17 protein-coding genes, 1 tRNA gene and 2 riboswitches are annotated in these 17,884 nt (G+C 65.4%); of the genes, 8 read left to right on the forward strand and 10 right to left on the reverse strand.

The window, feature by feature from the left end; translation table 11 throughout:
* Window positions 1-160: 160 nt before the first annotated feature.
* The 4 genes from AC07Y0_RS20555 to AC07Y0_RS20570 form a co-directional block, all read right to left on the reverse strand.
* Window positions 161-349 carry a Trm112 family protein gene (locus AC07Y0_RS20555; protein ID WP_028737785.1) on the reverse strand — a complete coding sequence of 63 codons (189 nt, stop codon included), beginning with the start codon at window positions 347-349 and terminating at the stop codon, window positions 161-163.
* A 13-nt stretch (window positions 350-362) separates the two neighbouring features.
* A complete protein-coding gene (locus AC07Y0_RS20560; RefSeq protein WP_498679517.1) occupies window positions 363-1,046 on the reverse strand; it encodes an LON peptidase substrate-binding domain-containing protein in 684 nt (227 codons plus the stop codon).
* A 97-nt stretch (window positions 1,047-1,143) separates the two neighbouring features.
* Window positions 1,144-2,115: a thioredoxin gene (gene trxA, locus AC07Y0_RS20565; protein WP_498679518.1), complete on the reverse strand. Its 972-nt coding sequence runs from the start codon at window positions 2,113-2,115 to the stop codon at window positions 1,144-1,146.
* A 57-nt stretch (window positions 2,116-2,172) separates the two neighbouring features.
* A complete protein-coding gene (locus AC07Y0_RS20570) occupies window positions 2,173-2,679 on the reverse strand; it encodes a prolyl-tRNA synthetase associated domain-containing protein (RefSeq protein ID WP_498679519.1) in 507 nt (168 codons plus the stop codon).
* Window positions 2,680-2,956: 277 nt separating this feature from the next.
* On the opposite strand from AC07Y0_RS20570, the gene AC07Y0_RS20575 reads away from it, so the two are divergent.
* Both AC07Y0_RS20575 and AC07Y0_RS20580 read left to right on the forward strand, forming a co-directional pair.
* Window positions 2,957-3,031: transfer RNA gene (locus tag AC07Y0_RS20575), tRNA-Gly, on the forward strand.
* Window positions 3,032-3,178: 147 nt separating this feature from the next.
* Window positions 3,179-3,946 (forward strand): SDR family NAD(P)-dependent oxidoreductase, encoded by a 768-nt coding sequence (locus tag AC07Y0_RS20580; protein ID WP_498679520.1) that lies wholly within the window; start codon window positions 3,179-3,181, stop codon window positions 3,944-3,946.
* Window positions 3,947-3,959: 13 nt separating this feature from the next.
* On the opposite strand, the gene AC07Y0_RS20585 is transcribed toward AC07Y0_RS20580, so the two are convergent.
* The 5 genes from AC07Y0_RS20585 to AC07Y0_RS20605 form a co-directional block, all read right to left on the reverse strand.
* Window positions 3,960-4,973, reverse strand: a complete 1,014-nt coding sequence (locus AC07Y0_RS20585; protein ID WP_498679521.1) for an aldose epimerase family protein — start codon at window positions 4,971-4,973, stop codon at window positions 3,960-3,962.
* 30 nt (window positions 4,974-5,003) lie between these two features.
* Complete coding sequence (locus AC07Y0_RS20590; protein ID WP_498679522.1) at window positions 5,004-6,188, reverse strand: vWA domain-containing protein; 1,185 nt, start codon at window positions 6,186-6,188, stop codon at window positions 5,004-5,006.
* 6 nt (window positions 6,189-6,194) lie between these two features.
* The gene (locus AC07Y0_RS20595) at window positions 6,195-6,647 is read right to left on the reverse strand and encodes a GNAT family N-acetyltransferase (RefSeq protein WP_498679523.1); all 453 of its coding nucleotides are present in this window, start codon (window positions 6,645-6,647) and stop codon (window positions 6,195-6,197) included.
* 1 nt (window position 6,648) lies between these two features.
* Window positions 6,649-7,572 (reverse strand): homoserine O-acetyltransferase MetA, encoded by a 924-nt coding sequence (metA, locus tag AC07Y0_RS20600; protein WP_498679524.1) that lies wholly within the window; start codon window positions 7,570-7,572, stop codon window positions 6,649-6,651.
* Window positions 7,573-7,651: 79 nt separating this feature from the next.
* Window positions 7,652-7,730: riboswitch (SAM riboswitch) on the reverse strand.
* A gap of 399 nt (window positions 7,731-8,129) precedes the next feature.
* Window positions 8,130-8,969 (reverse strand): AAA family ATPase, encoded by an 840-nt coding sequence (locus tag AC07Y0_RS20605; protein WP_498679525.1) that lies wholly within the window; start codon window positions 8,967-8,969, stop codon window positions 8,130-8,132.
* 370 nt (window positions 8,970-9,339) lie between these two features.
* Here AC07Y0_RS20605 and AC07Y0_RS20610 point away from each other — a divergent pair, with 370 nt between their 5' ends.
* The 3 genes from AC07Y0_RS20610 to AC07Y0_RS20620 all read left to right on the forward strand — a co-directional run bounded on the left by AC07Y0_RS20610 (window position 9,340) and on the right by AC07Y0_RS20620 (window position 12,102).
* A complete protein-coding gene (locus AC07Y0_RS20610; RefSeq protein ID WP_169734075.1) occupies window positions 9,340-9,483 on the forward strand; it encodes a hypothetical protein in 144 nt (47 codons plus the stop codon).
* Between the two features lie 133 nt (window positions 9,484-9,616).
* A complete protein-coding gene (locus AC07Y0_RS20615; protein ID WP_498679527.1) occupies window positions 9,617-10,267 on the forward strand; it encodes a thiamine diphosphokinase in 651 nt (216 codons plus the stop codon).
* Window positions 10,268-10,269: 2 nt separating this feature from the next.
* A complete protein-coding gene (locus AC07Y0_RS20620) occupies window positions 10,270-12,102 on the forward strand; it encodes an ABC-F family ATP-binding cassette domain-containing protein (protein WP_498679528.1) in 1,833 nt (610 codons plus the stop codon).
* A 145-nt stretch (window positions 12,103-12,247) separates the two neighbouring features.
* Here the strand turns inward: AC07Y0_RS20620 and AC07Y0_RS20625 are convergent, their stop codons facing one another.
* The gene (locus tag AC07Y0_RS20625) at window positions 12,248-14,041 is read right to left on the reverse strand and encodes an ABC transporter ATP-binding protein/permease (RefSeq protein ID WP_498679529.1); all 1,794 of its coding nucleotides are present in this window, start codon (window positions 14,039-14,041) and stop codon (window positions 12,248-12,250) included.
* Window positions 14,042-14,251: 210 nt separating this feature from the next.
* Window positions 14,252-14,368: riboswitch (TPP riboswitch) on the forward strand.
* A gap of 98 nt (window positions 14,369-14,466) precedes the next feature.
* On the opposite strand from AC07Y0_RS20625, the gene thiB reads away from it, so the two are divergent.
* The 3 genes from thiB to AC07Y0_RS20640 are packed head-to-tail and all read left to right on the forward strand — an operon-like array spanning window position 14,467 to window position 17,811.
* The gene (thiB, locus tag AC07Y0_RS20630) at window positions 14,467-15,441 is read left to right on the forward strand and encodes a thiamine ABC transporter substrate binding subunit (protein WP_498680293.1); all 975 of its coding nucleotides are present in this window, start codon (window positions 14,467-14,469) and stop codon (window positions 15,439-15,441) included.
* Between the two features lie 26 nt (window positions 15,442-15,467).
* Window positions 15,468-17,090 (forward strand): thiamine/thiamine pyrophosphate ABC transporter permease, encoded by a 1,623-nt coding sequence (thiP, locus tag AC07Y0_RS20635; RefSeq protein ID WP_498679530.1) that lies wholly within the window; start codon window positions 15,468-15,470, stop codon window positions 17,088-17,090.
* Window positions 17,080-17,811, forward strand: a complete 732-nt coding sequence (locus tag AC07Y0_RS20640) for a thiamine ABC transporter ATP-binding protein (RefSeq protein WP_498679531.1) — start codon at window positions 17,080-17,082, stop codon at window positions 17,809-17,811. Before thiP ends, AC07Y0_RS20640 begins: the two co-directional genes overlap by 11 nt.
* The last annotated feature ends 73 nt before the right edge of the window (window positions 17,812-17,884 follow it).

A 17,884-nucleotide genomic window follows, 5' to 3' on the forward strand; every position in this document is an offset into this window, starting at 1 on the left:
GTCAGGGTGAGGGGCAGACGCGATGTCAGAGGCAGAGGTGTGTGAGACGTCGTCGGAGCCGGTGCGGCGCCAAGGAATCAGTCAAGGATGGAAGGTTCGCACCCAGCCGAAGCCCATGCGGGGGCGCTGTGCGTGGCGGCCTCCTGACCCCTGGGCCCCACTATTCCTCGATCTTGCGGGCTTCCGACACCAGCATGATCGGAATGCCGTCGCGGATCGGGTAGGCGAGGCGGGCGCGTTCGGAGATCAGTTCGTTGCGTTCCCGGTCGTAGCTCAACCGGCCCTGCGTCAGCGGGCAGACGAGCAGTTCCAGCAGCTTGACGTCGACCTTGCTCATCCGCGCGTCCATGCCGGGTCCCTTCCTATTGGAGCCGCGTGTCGGCGTCGCCGAACGAGCGGGCGAGCAGGATCTCGGTGATGGCCACCAGCGTCTCGGCGCGGGCCTTGAGGTCGGGGGCTTCGAGCAGGGCCTGCTTTTCCGCCGGGCCGAAGGGCGACATCATCGACAGGGAATTGACCAGGGTGAGGTTGCTGGCGCGCTCGACGCTCTCCCAGTCGGCCTCGAGCTTGTTGGCGTCGAGATAGGCGCGGAAGGCGGCGAGCAGGCCGGCACGGTCGACGCTCGCCTCTTCTTCCGGCCCACCCTTGAGGTCGGCCATGAAGGGGGCGATGTGGAAGCTGCGATAGGGCTTGGTGCTGCTGACCTCGTCGAGCAGGCGGAATCGGCAGACGCCGCCGAGCGAGGTGATGTAGCGGCCGTCGCCGGTTTCCGTGAGCGAGGTGAGGCGGCCGATGCAGCCGACCTGACAGAGCGCCGGGCGCTCGGGCAGGATGTCGCCCGTCAGGCCTTCGGTGAGGGAGGGCTGGATCATGCCGACCAGCCGATTGCCCGCCATTGCCGCATCGAACAGGGCGAGATAACGCGGTTCGAACACGTTGAGCGGCAGCTGGCCGCCGGGCAGGAGCAGAACCCCGGCGATGGGAAACACCGGCAATATCTCCGGCAGGTCGTTTGCGGTCAGATATCTGGCATTGCCGACTTGCATGGGAACCCCATTCCGCGCGGCCCGAAACGGGCCGTCGCATATCTCTCTAATGTGGTTCGCCGCGCCCAAAACTCAAGGGTGCGGGCGTGCCCGAGCGTCACGAAAACAGGATGGACGACAGCTTGCGGCGCGCCATGATGGTTGCCGGATCCTTCGGTCCCCAGGCTTCGAAGAATTCGAGCAGCTGGCGGCGCGCGCCGTCGTCGTCGAAGGTACGGTCGCGTTTCATCACCAGCAGCAGATGCTCGGCCGCCTCTTCCCGCTTGCCGCTCACATTGAGGATCTTGGCGAGCTTCAGGCGCGCTTCGTGGTCGTCCGGGTTGAGCGCCAGCGCATGCTCGAGCGCGGTCGGATCGCCGAGCTTGCGGGCTTCTTCCATCTGCTCGATCTTCTTGGACACTGCCTGGACTTCCGGTGTCTTCCTGTGTTCGTCGGGCATGCCGGTGACAAGCTCGCGGGCACGCTCGTGCTGGCCGGCGGCGAGCATGCATTCGCCCATGCCGGCCGCAGCCTTGGCATTGTCCGGATCGGCCTGCAGGACGGCGCCGTAGAGCTGCGCCGCGCCGTTGATGTCGCCGCCGGCCAAAAGGGTGCCTGCCTCCGCGAGCGCGGCTTCGATCTCGGCGGCCTGATCGGCGCCGGCGGGACCGGCGACCTTGTCGATGAACTGGCGGATCTGGCTCTCCGGCACGGCACCCATGAAGCCGTCGACCGGGCGGCCGTTGACGAAGGCGACGACGGCCGGAATCGACTGGATGCCGAGCTGGCCGGGGATGGAGGGATGGTCATCGATGTTGAGCTTGACCAGCTTGACGCGGCCCTTCTCCTCGGCGACGACCTTCTCGATCACCGGCGCGAGCTGCTTGCAGGGACCGCACCAGGGCGCCCAGAAATCGACCAGGACCGGCTGGTTGCGCGATTCTTCCAGCACGTCCTTGGCAAAGCCCGCGGTGGTGGTGTCCTTGACGAGAGCGACAGGGGCGGCAGGCGTGGCCGGGGCTCCGCCGAAATGCGCCTGGGCCGTCATCTGGCCGCCGTAGCCGCCATAGGGATTGCTGTTGTCGCTCATCGATCGTCTCCCGCATCTTCAGGCCTCACCGGCCAATTTTCCGCTTAAGATCGTATGTCAGGCCGTGACTTTCAAGACAAGCGGCGTGTGTCCCGTCGCTTCGAGAAAGCGCAGGAGGTCGTCGCGGCCGATCGAGGTGGTGGCGTCGTTCGACAGCGGGTGGCCATTGATGACGTCATGTTCCATCAGGTCCTTGTCGAGCACGAAGGTGACATTGCGGCCGGTGTCGTTGATCGCGCCGAACACGGTGACCGAGCCGGGGATGACGCCGAGATATTCCATCAGCTTTTCCGGCTTGCCGAAGGAGACCTTGCTGGCCGCGCCGATCAGCGTGTGCACGGTCTTCAGGTCGACCACCGCATTCTCCTCGACGGTCAGCAGGAAGAACCGGTCCTTCTTGTCCTTGACGAACAGGTTCTTGGTATGGCCGCCCGGGATCTCGTCGCGCAGCGCCACCGATTCGGCCACCGTGAAGACCGGTTCGTGGTGCTTCGTCTCATGCTTGATGTGGAGTTCGTCGAGCATGCGGTAGAGGTCTTCGGCGGTCTTCGGCTCAGTGGTCATCAACGGTCTCTTCTGCGGATCGGGGCTGGGGTCGGGCGGGGCGAACGCCCTTGCCGGCGAGTGATACGTCCGGGCTTCGGCCTTGGCAATCGCCGAGATTTTGCGAAAGCCCGCGTTTCATGGGCTTTGGCGCGACAGGCGCCGGGTTCGCAATTTTTTCTCGGAAAATTCGTCATTTCCCTGTTGCATTTGAAAAGTTGTTGGGCCATATAGCGCCCGTCGCCGCAACAAACGGACGGCCCCCGATCCACTGTCTACCCCCGGATCGAGGTTATGAGCGGGTGTAGCTCAGGGGTAGAGCACAACCTTGCCAAGGTTGGGGTCGGGCGTTCGAATCGCCTCACCCGCTCCAATTCTTCTCTTGCTATAATGACGAAGAAATACTAGGCAAACACGCCATAAGCGTCGTGCCGCGTGGTGCGGATTTTTGGCCCGAGCGGCTATCCCCTTTCGATTTTCGTCCTATAGTTCCACCCGGCATTCAGGCGGGGGACAGGACATGGCCGGCAGGCTCGAAGGAAAGATCGCAATCATCTCCGGCGGCGCGACCGGCATGGGTGGGGCTGCCTCGCGGCTCTTTGCCGCCGAGGGCGCCAGGGTCGCCGTGATCGACCGCAACGGCGAGGAGGCGGCAAGGACGGTCGCGTCCATCCGCGATGCGGGCGGGGTGGCCGAAAGCTTCGTTGCCGACGTATCCGACGAGGGGGCGGTCAATACCGCGGTCAAGGCGGTCGAGGAGACCTTCGGCCCGGTCACCGTGCTCTTCAACCATGCCGGCACGATCGTCATCAAGCCCTTCCTCGAAACCACGCTTACGGAGTGGGACTGGCTGCATGCCGTCAACGTGCGCTCGATGTTCCTGATGACCAAGGCGGTGCTGCCCGGGATGATCGGCGCCGGCGGCGGCTCGATCGTCTGCACCTCGTCGATTTCGGCGGTGGCGGCAACGCCGATGGAAGTGCTCTACGACACGACCAAGGGCGCCGTGCACATGTTCTCGCGCGCCATCGCCGTCGAGTTCCGCGACCGCAACATCCGCTGCAATGCGGTCTGCCCCGGCTTCATCCGCACGCCGCACGGCCTGCGCGAAGTGGCGGAACTCACCGCCCATGGCGTCGACGTCTCGGAGGCGGCGATCGCCGCCCAGCAGGGCCGGATCGGCGAGCCGGAGGACGTGGCGCGGGCCGCGCTCTACCTCGCCAGCGACGACTCGGCCTTCGTCAACGGCGTGCATCTCTTCGTCGACAACGGCTTCACCGCCATCTGACGCGGCGTCGCACTCAGCTTTTCGAAAACACGTAGTCGGTTTCCTGGCGCAGCACCTCGCCGGGGTGCAGCACGGCCTTGGGGAAATCGGCGTGGTTGATCGCGTCCGGCCAGACCTGGGTTTCTAGGCAGAAGCCGGCGAAGGGGCCATAGACACGGCCTTCGAGGCCGGGGACGGGCACGTCGAGATAGACGCCGGCATAGAACTGTACGCCGGGTTCCGTGGTGCGCACTTCCATCGTCACGCCGGAATTGATGCTGCGGGCAAGGGCGACCGAATGCTTGGACCCGCGTTCGGCGGCCAAGCAGAAATTGTGGTCGTAGGGGACCTGCTTGCCGTCGATCTGGCGCGCGATCGGCGCCATTTCGCGAAAATCGAAGGCCGTGCCGGCGACGGGCCGGACCTCGCCGGTCGGGATCAGGTCGCGGTCGACCGGCAGATAGCGGTCGGCGGCGATCATCAGGTCGTGGCCGAGGATGTCGCTGCGGCCGTCGAGGTTGAAATAGGCGTGCTGGCAGACATTGACCGGCGTCGCGCGGTCGGTGCGGCTTTCATAGATCACGGACAGCACGCCCTCGTCCTTCAGCGCATAGATCGCGCGGATGGTGCAGTTGCCGGGATAGCCGGCGCGGCCATCGGGATCGACGACTTCCATCGTCACGTGGTCGCTGCCCTGGTCGACGATCGTCCAGTTCATCCGGCCGGTGCCGGTCGAGCCGCCATGCAGGTGGGTGACGCCGCGCTCGTTCAGCTCCAGCTGGTAGTCCTTGCCGTCGATCGCGAAGCGGCCACAGGCGATGCGGTTGGCGCAGCGGCCGGGCGAGGCGCCGAAATAGGGGGAGTGCTGCTCGTAGTCCTCGAAGCGCTCGAAACCGAGCACCAGCGGGGCGTCATGGCCAGCAAGGCGCAGGTCCTGGATCGCCGCGCCGAAGGTGATGATGCGTGCCGTCAGCCCGCCGCCGGACAGGGTCACCCGCTCGACCGTCTCGCCTGAAAAGGTGGTGCCGAAGATTTCCCTGCCGGTCATGCCATTCCCCCGTTTGCGGCCTTTCGCCGTCTATCTCGCCAGCGCGCGCGCCGCGTCTTCCAGCCCGCCGAGCGTCAGCGGATACATCCTGTTTCCCATCAGCTGGCGTATCATGCCGACCGACTGGGTGTAGCCCCAATAGTCCTGCTTCAGGGGATTGATCCACAGGCTGCGGCGGAAATGCGCCGTCAGCCGGTCGATCCACACGGCGCCGGCCTCGGTGTTCCAGTGTTCGACGGAGCCGCCCGGATGGCTGATCTCGTAGGGGCTCATCGATGCGTCGCCGACGAAGACCAGCCGGTAGTCCGGGCCGAAGGTGCGGATGATGTCGTCGGTGCCGATGACCTCGGCCATGCGGCGGCGATTGTCCTTCCAGACCCGCTCATAGGGGCAGTTGTGGAAGTAGAAATAGTCCATGTGGCGGAATTCGGAACGGGCGGCGGAGAACAGTTCCTCCACGGTTCGCACATGGTCGTCCATCGAGCCGCCGATGTCGAAGAACATCAAGAGCTTGACGGCATTGCGCCGCTCCGGCTGCGTCTTCACGTCGAGATAGCCGTGTTCGGCGGTGGCGCGGATGGTGCCGGTGAGGTCGAATTCGTCGGCCGCACCCTCGCGGATGAAGCGGCGCAGGCGGCGAAGCGCCACCTTGATGTTGCGCGTGCCGAGTTCGACCGTGTCGTCGAGATTACGGAATTCGCGCTTGTCCCAGACCTTCACGGCGCGGCGGTGACGGCTTTCGTGCTGGCCGATGCGCACGCCTTCCGGATTGTAGCCATAGGCGCCGAAGGGCGAGGTGCCGGCGGTGCCGATCCATTTCGAGCCGCCCTGGTGGCGCCCCTCCTGCTCGGCAAGCCGCTGGCGCAGCGTCTCCATCAGCTTGTCGAAGCCGCCGAGCGCCTCGACCAGCTTTTTGTCGTCCTCCGACAGGTGCTTTTCCGCGAGCTTCTTCAGCCATTCCTCGAGGATCGGCACGGTCTCGACGCCATCGGTACCCGACAGGGCCTCCAGCCCGCCGAACATCTCGGCAAAGACCCGGTCGAAGCGGTCGATATGGCGCTCGTCCTTGACCAGCGCCGTGCGGGCGAGGAAGTAGAAGGCTTCGGTATCGAAGTCGGCCAGCCCCTTTTCCATGCCTTCGAGAAGGGCGAGGAATTCCCTCAGCGTGACCGGGACATGCGCTTCCTTGAGCTTGAGGAAAAAGGGAATGAACATCCGAGGTCAGAAATTCTGCTGGTAGACGATGAACGGCGTCTTCTCGGCGATGCGGTCGTAGAGGCGGCGCGCGGTGGCGTTGAATTCCTGCGTCATCCAGTAGACCTCCCTTGCGCCTTCCGCCTTTGCCCGCTCGTCTACCGCCTCGATCAGGGCCCGGCCGATGCCGGTGCCGCGGATCTCGGGGTCGGCATAGAGGTCCTGAAGATAGCATATGTTGTCGATGTGCCAGCAGGAGCGATGGAAGAGATAGTGGGCAAGGCCCACCGGCCGGCCGTCCACCCATGCCAGAAGGCCGCGGTATTCGCCCGGCGCGCCGCCGGTCAGCCGGGCGAAGGTCAGGGCGTAGATCTCCTCCGGCAGCTCCGTCTCGTAGAAGGCGAGATAGGCCTTCCACAGGCGGCGCCATGCGGTTTCGTCCTGCGTGCGCAAGGGGCGGATGTCGACGGTCGCCGCCATGTCAGCGCCCGGTGCCAATCTCGCTGAGGTCGTAGGGCGTCGTCTGGTAGATCTCGTTGATCCAGTTGCCGAACAGGAGATGGGCGTGGCTGCGCCAGCGGTTGAGCGGGGTCAGCGTCGGGTCGTTGTGCGGAAAATAGTCGTGCGGCATCTTGATCGGCACGCCGGCATTCACGTCGCGGAAATACTCTTCGCCCAGCGAGGTCGAATCATATTCGACGTGGTTGAACATGTAGAGCCGGTTGCCGCGCTTCTCGTGCACGAGGCAGACGCCCATCTCGTCGGATTCCATCAGGATCTCAAGGTCCGGATGCTTCTCGATGTCTTTTCGGCGCACTTCCGTCCAGCGCGATACCGGGACCTGGAAGTCGTCGGAAAAACCGTTGAGGTAGACGGAGGCCGGCGACAGGTTGCGGTGGCGGTAGACGCCGAAGGCCTTCTGCTTCAGCGCGTGCTTCGGCACCTTGTGAAAATGGTAGATGGCGGCCATGGCGCCCCAGCAGACGTTCATCGTCGAATGGACGTTGGTTTCCGTCCAGTCGAAGATCTGCTGCATCTCGCTCCAGTAGGTGACGTCCTCATAGGCCAGGTTCTCGACCGGCGCGCCGGTGACGATGAAGCCGTCGAACTTGCGGTCCTTCACCTCTTCCCAGGTCTGGTAGAAGGACAGGAGATGTTCTTCCGAGGTGTTCTTGGCCTTGTGGCCGCCGACGCGCACGAGGGTAAGCTCGACCTGCAGCGGCGAGGCGCCGATCAGGCGGGCGAACTGGACCTCGGTCTTGATCTTGTTCGGCATGAGATTGAGCAGGCCGATCTGCAGCGGGCGGATGTCCTGGCGGACGGCCACCGTCTCGGTCATCACCCGCACGCCCTCGTGGACGAGGGTTTCAAAGGCGGGCAGCGTATCGGGTATCCTGATCGGCATCGTTTCTCATTCCCAGCATTGGCGGAAAAACCGCAAAATAAAACCGGCGGCGAGAAATCGCGACCGGTGCTCGGGAAAATGACGACTTTCCTCGGCCCCTTTAGCGACTTCTTTAACGTGGCTGCAAGCCGGCCGGCCAAATCACCACGGGACAGCCGGTTATTTACGCCTGTTGGGGCGGCGAATCAATGGGGGTCGGTCTGTTGCGTGTCATGGGCCGGTTGGGTGTGGTTGCGACTGTCCTCGGCGTCGGTGCGAGCGGCACCCCCCTCTGTCCTGCTGGACATCTCCCCCTCAAGGGGGGAGATCGGCGTGGGGCAGGCGCTCGCCTGACCGCTACGCCCGAGCAAGTTGCGAGGGTCTTGTCATCTGTGGTGGCTTCGGCCGCATACCAGCGGCAACTGTTGCCGGAATCTGAGTCATGCGGTTGCGGCATCCGGGCGATATCCAGGTTCCGATCTCCCCCCTTGAGGGGGAGATGCCCGGCAGGGCAGAGGGGGGGTATCCCGCATACTGTGGGTCAGAAGCCAGTCGATCGGGACTTCAGCGCTTGCGGCCTAGCGCTCCCGCCGCGCCATGAAGGCCAGGCGTTCGAACAGGTGCACGTCCTGCTCGTTCTTCAAAAGGGCGCCGTGGAGCTTGGGCAGGGCCTGTTTCGGGTCGGCGCGCAGGTCGGCCGGGTCGACGTCCTCGGCGACCAGAAGGCGGATCCAGTCGAGCGCTTCCGAGGTCGAGGGCTTCTTGCGCAGGCCCGGCGTCTCGCGGATCTCGTAGAACTGGGTCAGCGCATCCCGGATCAGCGCCTGCTTGATGCCGGGATAGTGGACCTCGACGATGCGGGTCAGCGTGTCGGCGTCGGGGAAGCGGATGTAGTGGAAGAAGCAGCGGCGCAGGAACGCGTCGGGCAGTTCCTTCTCGTTGTTCGAGGTGATGATGACGATCGGGCGCACGGCGGCCTTCACCGTTTCGCCGGTCTCGTAGACATGGAATTCCATGCGGTCGAGTTCCTGAAGCAGGTCGTTGGGAAACTCGATGTCGGCCTTGTCGATCTCGTCGATCAGCAGAACCGTCTTGCGGCCGGCGGCGAAGGCCTGCCAGAGCTTGCCCTTACGGATGTAGTTGCCGACGTCGTTGACCCGTGCGTCGCCGAGCTGGCTGTCGCGCAGGCGCGAGACCGCGTCATATTCGTAGAGGCCCTGCTGCGCCTTGGTGGTCGACTTGATGCTCCATTCGATCATGTCCAGGCCAAGCGCCGCCGCCACCTGTCGTGCGAGCTCGGTCTTGCCGGTGCCGGGTTCGCCCTTGACGAGCAGCGGCCGCTCGAGCGTGATGGCCGCGTTGACGGCGACCATCAGGTCCTTGTCGGCGATATAGTCGGCGGTACCGATGAACTGCATGCTCGAGTCTTCCTGGCTGATCCTTGGCGGTGAACCTAGTGGCGCAAGGGGTGCAGTGCAAGATGGCGGGGCGGCCGGCGGCGGTGGCGGCGCGGCAGATAAAGCTTGTAAAAATGCTGGAATCTGACAGGCTGAACACAGCGACACATGCCGCCCGTTGGTGTTCCGACACTTGCCTCTGTGGGCAAGAAAGTCACATTCGCGACCGCGGCGGGCGCATTCCCGGCAGGTCCTGCCAAGCACACGGCATCCCCCGCCGCATTCGCTTCGAAGACGAAGTTTCTACCGCCAGCCGACCGAAGATCACCTGTTCCCGATCGAGCGCCGCCATCAAGGGCGGCCCGCGATCCTTCACCGAAGGAAGACACCCATGGCCAAAGGTCAGGTACGTTCGAACCGCGAAGCCCGAAAACCCAAGAAGGACAAGACCAAGGCCGATGCGCCGAAGGCGACCGGCTTCGCCAGCCAGCTGAAGAATGCCGAAACCTCCAAGGACGGCACCGCCAAGCGCTAGGCGCCATCGGGCTCAGCGATACCACGACCAAGCGTCGTGCCCGGCCTGATCGGCGCCCGGCGCCCGGTCAGGCGGCGAGGGGCCAAGCAATCGGCCTTTCCCTTCCCCGCCCATATGCGCTATGGGCACATCCATGACGGACACGACCTTCACCATCCTGCTCGGCGGGGCGCTCATCCCGACCGAACGGCTGAAAGCCGCGGTCGCGGGAAGCCGCGCCATTGCGGCCGACGGCGGCATGCGCCACGCGGCAGCGCTCGGCCTTTCGCCGGAATTGTGGGTCGGTGACTTCGACAGTTCCGCCGATCTGCCGGTCGAGGATTTTCCCGGCGTGCCGCGCCTGCCCTATCCGGCGCAAAAGGCGGCGACCGACGGCGAGATCGCCGTCGAAGAGGCGCTGTCGCGCGGGGCAAGGCGCCTGGTGCTGGCCGGCGCGCTCGGCGGCGAACGCTCGGACCATGCGCTGATGCATCTGCTGTCGGGCGTGGCGCTGGCCAAGGGCGGTATTGAGGTGATGATGACGTCGGGAAGCGAAGAGGCCTTTCCGCTGCTTGGGCACGATTTTACCCTCGACCTGCCGAAGGGCTCGCTGTTCTCGGTCCTCGGCCTGTCGCCGCTGGCCGGGCTGACGATCGACAATGCCCGCTATCCGCTCAAAGATTTCGCGCTGCCCTTCGGGTCGTCGCGCACCATTTCCAACGTCGCGGAAGGTCCCGTGCGGTTCTCGCTGAAAAGCGGCGATGCCGTCGTCCTTGCCCGCCCTTACGATTTTTCCGGAGCTTGACCTTGGCACCACCCATTCTCAAACTCGACGACATCGTGCTCTCCTTCGGCGGCGCACCGCTTCTCAACGGCGCCGGCCTGCAGGTCGAGCCGGGCGACCGCATCTGCCTGGTCGGCCGCAACGGCTCGGGCAAGTCGACGCTGATGAAGATCGCCGCCGGCATGGTCGAGCCGCAGTCGGGCGAGGTGTTCCGCCATCCGGCAGCCACCATCCGCTATCTCGAGCAGGCGCCCGATTTCGGCGCGCACAAGACGGTGCAGGCCTATGCCGAGGCGGGGCTCGGACCGGGCGACGATCCGTATCGCGTCACCTATCTGCTCGAGCATCTGGGGCTTTCCGGCCAGGAAGACCCGGCGAGCCTGTCGGGCGGCGAGGCCAGGCGCGCGGCGCTTGCCCGCGTCATGGCGCCGGAACCCGACATCCTGATGCTCGACGAGCCGACCAACCATCTCGACCTGCCGACCATCGAATGGCTGGAAGGCGAGCTGGCCAAGAGCCGCAGCGCGCTGGTGGTGATCTCGCACGACCGCCGCTTTCTTGAGAAGGTGTCGACCGCCACCGTCTGGCTCGACCGCGGCCTGTCGCGCCGACTCAACCGCGGTTTCGGTCATTTCGAGGAATGGCGCGACAAGGTGCTGGAAGAGGAAGAGATCGAGCAGCACAAGCTCGGCAAGGAGATCCAGCGCGAGGAGCACTGGCTGCGCTACGGCGTGACCGCAAGGCGCAAGCGCAACATGCGCCGTCTCGGCAATCTGCAGAGCCTGCGGGCCGAATATCGCGGCCACAAGGGACCGCAGGGCACGATCCAGGCGAGCGCCACGGAAGGCCGCGAAAGCGGCAAGCTGGTGATCGAGGCGGAGAAGATCACAAAAGCCTATGGCGACCGCACCATCGTCGCGCCCTTTTCGATCCGGGTTCATCGCGGCGACTGCATCGGCCTGATCGGCCCAAACGGGGCCGGCAAGACGACGCTTCTCAAGATGCTGACCGGCCAGCTGCAACCCGACAGCGGCACGGTCAAGCTCGGCACCAATCTCGAGATCGCCGTGCTCGACCAGAAGCGCGAGGACCTCAACCTCGAGGACACGCTGTCGCATTACCTCACCGACGGGCGCGGCGAGAACCTTCTGGTCAACGGCGAACAGAAGCATGTGACCGGCTACATGAAGGAATTCCTGTTCCAGCCGGAGCAGGCGCGCACCCCGATCAAGAACCTCTCCGGCGGCGAACGCGCCCGGCTGATGCTGGCGCGGATGATGGCCAAGCCGTCGAACCTGCTGATCCTCGACGAACCGACCAACGACCTCGACATCGAGACGCTCGACCTTTTGCAGGAAATCGTCGCCGGCTATTCCGGCACGGTCATCCTGGTCAGCCATGACCGCGACTTCCTCGACCGCACGGTGACCTCGACGATCGCGCCAGCCGATCCGGAGCATCCGGACGGCCGCTGGATCGAATATGCCGGCGGCTATTCCGACATGCTGGCGCAGAAGAAGGGCGCCGAGGACGAGCGCAAGCGCGCCGACAGGGCCGAGAAGGCGAAGTCGTCCGACGGCGGCGCTGCGAAGCCTGCCGATGGCGGCGGCAAGGCCCGCGGCAAGCTCTCCTACAAGCAGAAGTTCGCGCTGGAGAACCTGCCGAAGGAGATGGAGAAGACGCAGAAGGACATCGCCGCCCGCGAGGCGAAGATGGCCGATCCGAACCTCTTCGCCAAGGACCAGGCGACCTTCAACAAGCTCGCCGCCGAGACGGAAAAGCTGCGCGCCGACCTCGTCCGCATGGAAGAGGAATGGCTGGAGCTGGAAATGCTGCGCGAGGAACTGGAGGGGTAGACGCTGCGAAAACCGCGCGATCACTCCGGCGCGATGGGCGTCAGCGAAGAATGATCGTCAGAAATGTGCAGACAATAAGGAACACAAGAAGGACGTAGCCTAGCGGGCGACGGAGGGGATGTGAGCCACTCCCCGCCTCCGTGGCTTATGACTGCGGTGCAGGCTGCTCCCTGTCGCAGCTGATTCGCTCCAGATGCAGCAGGTTCGGCGACAGCGTGTCGTAGAAGGCGCCGGAGCGGCCGATATAGATCATGGTCGAGTCGGAGAGCTCGGCCAGCACGCCGGACAGCGTGGTGACGGTGTCCGGTTCCAGTCCTTCGAGAACATCGTTGAGCACGATCCAGCGCGGCTTGCTCAGGATGAGGCTGGCGAAGGCCAGCGCCATCTGCTCGTCCTTGTCGAGCAGCCGGTCCCAGCGGGCGCGCTCGTCGAGCTTGCCGGCGATGCGGGAGAGGCCGACGCGCCGGAGCGCCGCGACCATCGCCTCGTCGGTGAAGCCGGCCGAGGCGAGCGGATAGGCGAGAACGCTCCTGAGCTTGCCTTCGGGCAGGTATTCGAGCTGCGGCACGAACAGGATGTCGTCTTCCTGCGGCAGCAGGATGCGGCCTTCGCCATAGGGCCAGAGCCCGGCAATGGCGTTGAACAGCAGCTTGCGGTTGACGCCCTGGTCGCCGTTGATCATCACGCGCTGGCCGGCGACGATGGTGGGGCTTTCTTCCTTGATGCGGAAGCCGTCGAGGGCGCAATCGCCGTCGACACGCGAGGCGATCGCCAGTGATTCGAGCGTCAGCCGTCCGGGTTCGCCCTTCAGGACGACGATGTGGCCTTCGGCGGGGCCGTCGTCCATGTCGATCAGCGCGGCGCGCAGCGCAGACACACGCAGCAAGGCCGCCTTCCAGTCGGCAATCGCACCGAAATTGTCGACATACCAGCGCAGCGCCGAATGGACCTGGTTGAAGGCGGCGGCGGCCATCATCAGGCCGCCGAAGGTCATGGTGCCGGCGAAATAGGCGGGCGCGGCAATGAGGATCGGCACCAGGATGGCCAGCCAGCCGAAACCGGCGGTGACCCAGGTGAGATTGGTGAGCGCCCTGGCCAGGTGGCGGATGGAGCGCAGCACCGCGTCGAGCTTTTCATGGATGTGGCGGCGCTCGGTCTCCTCGCCGCCGGCCAGAGCGATCGCCTCGAGATTTTCGTTGGCGCGCATCAGCGAGAAGCGCAGCTCGGCCTCGTTGGCGTAGCGCTCGGCATTGAGGCGCGTGAGTTTCCAGCCGACGACCTGGCTGAACAGCGAGGCGATACCGGCATAGGCGACGGCACCCCAGACCATGTAGCCGGGGATCGAGAAGCTGTAGTCCCGGAAGTGGAAGACGAAGCCGCTCGAAAGCTGCCAAAGCACGCCGATGAAGCTGACCAGAAGGATGGTGGCCTGCAGCAGGCCGATCGACAGCGACGTGGTCATCTCGGCCAGCTTGCGGGCGTCTTCGTGCAGGCGCTGGTCGGGATTGACGCCGAGCGGGCTCGTCATCATCAGGCGATAGGCCCGGCGGTCGGTCAGCCATTCGTCGACGACGTTGCGGGCCAGGCCTTCGCGCATGTAGAGCGCCGTCATCTGGTTGAGCCAGGTCTGGGTGACGTTCAGGAGCAGCAGGAAGCCGGCGATCTTGCCGAAATTGCCGAGCTCGACGACGAAGGCATCGAGATCGCGACGCTCGAGCGAGTTGTAGAAGGGCGCGTTCCAGCGGTTGAGCAGGATCTGGCCATAGGCGGTGAGCAGGATGATTGCCAGCAAGGCCGTGGCGAGCAGCAGGATGCGGTTGCGCACCGGCGATGCCCAGAAGGAGGCACTGGCGATGGCGAGTTGCCGCCGGAAACCGAGTTCGACCGGCGGAGCGTTCTCAGGCGCGGGCATAGGGGTATCGGATACCGTATTGAACATGCAGTCTTTGTCTCGCCGTATCGGACATACCAGATACCATGCCTGCCACGCTTGTCCATGCGAGGCTGCTAGAATCCGGCGGGCCGGGCTTTCAGTCTAGCGGGAATGTATTGGCAAAGCGTTTGCGGCATGATGACAGGCCGGGCGCGCCCAGCACCTCCCCTCCCTGTCCGCCGCTTGCCAGGCGACCGCCTCCACGCTATGTGTCTTCCTGCTCTAACGGGGTGCCTTTAGTCCGGAAACGGATCGACGGCTGAGAGGCTTTGCAGCCAACCCGCGGAACCTGATCCGGCTAACACCGGCGGAGGGATTAGACGCGTGTCATCAGAAGACGCCCTATCCCAAATTTTCAACATGCAAAGGAAGGGCCCTTCATGCCGACCCATCGACATCTCCATCTTCGCCGCGGCCTTGCCGCGCTCGCCATGCTGGCGCTTACCGCTTCTGTGGCCGTTGCCGCCGACAAGACGCTGACCGTCTATACCTATGAGAGCTTCATCTCCGAATGGGGTCCGGGGCCGAAGGTCAAGGAAGCCTTCGAGAAGACCTGCGACTGCACCGTCGATTTCGTCGGCGTGGCCGACGGCGTGGCGCTGCTCACCCGGCTGAAGCTCGAGGGCGCGGGCACCAAGGCGGATCTGGTGCTGGGCCTCGACACCAACCTGGTGGCGGAAGCCAAGCAGACCGGGCTGTTCGAACCGCACGGCATCGACGTCTCGGCGGTCAAGGTGCCCGGCGGTTTTGCCGACGACGCCTTCGTGCCCTATGACTACGGCCACTTCGCGGTGATCTACGACACCGAGGCGATGAAGACGCCGCCGAAGAGCCTGAAGGACCTGGTCGAGGGCGATCCCAAGGACAAGATCGTCATCGAGGATCCGCGGACCTCGACGCCGGGCCTCGGCCTGCTGCTCTGGGTCAAGTCGGTCTATGGCGACGAGGCGGACGAGGCCTGGGCCAAGCTCAAGGGCCGCGTGCTGACCGTCACTCCGGGCTGGTCGGAGGCTTACGGCCTCTTCACCAAGGGCGAGGCGCCGATGGTGCTGTCCTACACCACCTCGCCGGCCTATCACATGGTGGCCGAGAACACCGAGCGCTACCAGGCGGCGGCGTTTTCCGAGGGGCATTACATCCAGATCGAGGTGGCGGGCCTGCTCAAGGGCGCGCCGCAGAAGGACCTGGCGCGGCAGTTCCTGTCCTTCATGATCACGCCCGGCTTCCAGGATACCATCCCGACGAACAACTGGATGATGCCGGCGGCCGCGACCTCCGAACCGCTGCCGGAGGCCTTCGGCAAGCTGGTCTCGCCGGAAAAGACCTTCCTGATGACGCCGGAAGAGGTGGCGACGCATCGCAAGGCCTGGATCGACGAGTGGCTTTCCGCCATGACGCTCAACTGAGCATGGCGGTTCTGCGGCGATCACGGATGGACGAGAGGCTGCCGGCGATCGCCGGCGGCCTTTTCGTGCTGGCGTTGATCGCCGGTTTCGTCGCGACGGCGGTCGCCTCGCTGCTTTCGGTCGGCGGCGAGACGTCGGCTGCGACGATCATCAGTGATCCGGTCGTGCGCCGGGTCTTGTGGTTCACTCTCCTGCAGGCGGCGTTTTCGACGCTGATTTCGGTCGCCGCCGCAATCCCGGTGGCCCGTGCGCTCGCCCGCCAGCCGCGCTTTTTCGGCCGCCAATGGCTGATCCGGTTGATGGCCGTGCCGATGGGCCTGCCGGTGCTGATCGGCGCGCTCGGCATCGTCGGCATCTGGGGACGGCAGGGCGTGGTCAACGACATGCTGGCGGCGCTGGGATTGAGCGAACGCTTCAGCATATACGGGCTTTCGGGCATCCTGATCGCCCATGTGTTCTTCAACCTGCCGCTCGCCGCGCGGCTGATGCTCGCGAGCATTGAGCGCGTTCCCTCCGAATACTGGCGCTCCGGCGCGAGCCTCGGCATGGGCCGGCTGTCGGTCTTCCGCTTCATCGAATGGCCGGTGCTGTGGTGCGTCATTCCCGGCATTGCCGGCCTGATCTTCATGCTGTGCGCCACCAGCTTCACCCTCGTCCTGGTGCTCGGCGGCGGGCCGGCGGCCACGACCATCGAGGTCGCCATCTACCAGGCCTTGCGGCTGGACTTCGACCCGGCCCGGGCCGTGGCGCTGGCCTTCCTGCAGATCGCCGTGACGGCGGTGATCCTCGGGGCCATGGCGCTCTTCCCCGCGCCTGCCGATCCCGGCACGACGCTCGGCGCGGTGGCGCAGCGTTTCGACGGGCGCAGGCCGCTTGCCCGCTTCCGCGACGGCGTGGTGATCCTCGCTTGCGCGCTCTTCCTCGGCCTGCCGCTGGGACAGGTCGTGTTCGCCGGCCTCCGGTCGAACCTGGCGGGACTTGTCGCCGACAGGGCGGTGCTCGACGCTGCCGCGACCAGTCTCGTCATCGGATTTTCAGCGGCGCTGGTCTCGGTTCTGGTCGGGGTGGCGGTCATCCGCGCCCGGGCGGCGCTTGCCCTCGGCAAGCGGCGTCCGCCGCTGGCAACCGTCGTTTCCGGCGCGCTTGCCGCGGTCTCTTCACTGGTCCTGCTCGTGCCGACGGCGGTTCTCGCCACCGGCTGGTTCCTGGTGCTTCGCGCCCAGGGCGACGTGGCGCGCTATGCGGCCGGAGTGGTGGTCGGCATCAATGCTCTGATGGCGCTGCCCTTTGCCATGCGGGTGCTCTCGCCGGCCTTCGAGGCGCATCGGCTGCGCAGCGCCCGGCTCGCCGACAGTCTCGGGATCAGGGGCCTTGCCCGGTTCCGCTTCATCGACTGGCCGGTGCTGCGCCGGCCGATCCTGACGGCGCTGTCCTTCGCCATGGCGCTGTCGCTCGGCGATCTTGGCGCGGTCGCGCTGTTCGGCTCGGAAAACCTCACGACGCTGCCGTGGCTGATCTACAGCCGGATGGGCGCCTATCGCAATCAGGATGCCGACGGGCTGGCGCTTCTGCTCGGCCTCGTCTGCCTGATGCTGGCCCTGGCGGGAACGCCGGAGCCCCGGCGAAGGGAGACAGGCCATGCCGGATAGGAATGCCAGCGCCGTCGTGCTCGAGGATGTCCGGCTGAGACTCGGATCGGCCGAATTCCATTTCGACTGCCGCATTGCCAGGGGCGTCATCACAGCCGTCGCCGGGCCGTCCGGCTCGGGCAAGTCGACGCTCCTCAACCTGATCGCCGGCTTCGAGCAGCCGGATCAAGGCCGCGTGCTGATCGGAGATGAGGACGTGAGCCGGCTTTCGCCCGCCGACCGCCCGGTGTCGCTGGTGTTCCAGGACAACAACCTCTTTGCCCATCTCGACCTCTTCACCAATGTCGGGCTCGGCATCGACCCGGCGATGCGGCTGAAGCCGGGCGACCGGCTGGCCGTGAGCGAAGCGCTGGCCCGCGTCGAGCTCGGTGGCTACGAGAAACGCCTGCCGGCGACGCTGTCGGGCGGCGAACGGCAGCGGGCGGCCTTTGCCCGGGCGCTGGTGCGCAGGAAGCCGGTCATGCTGCTCGACGAGCCGTTTGCGGCGCTCGATCCGGGCCTGCGGGCAGCGATGGCCGACCTCCTGCTGGACCTGCATCGCGAGACGGGCCATACGATCGTCATCGTCAGCCATGATCCGCAGGAGGTGGCACGGCTCGCCGCCGACGTGCTGTTCCTCGAAGCCGGCCGCATTGCGCTTGAGGCATCGCGGGAGACGTTCTTCACTCGGACCGACATCGCCTCCGTCGCCGATTTCCTCGGAAAGGCCGACGGCGGCTGACGCAACGGCACGAAGCCTTCGCCTTATTTTGGACGTTCGCCGGTGGCATTCGCTCAAGAGGACCTGACGAGTC

This window comes from Allorhizobium sp. GW101-3B10 (assembly GCF_059424725.1).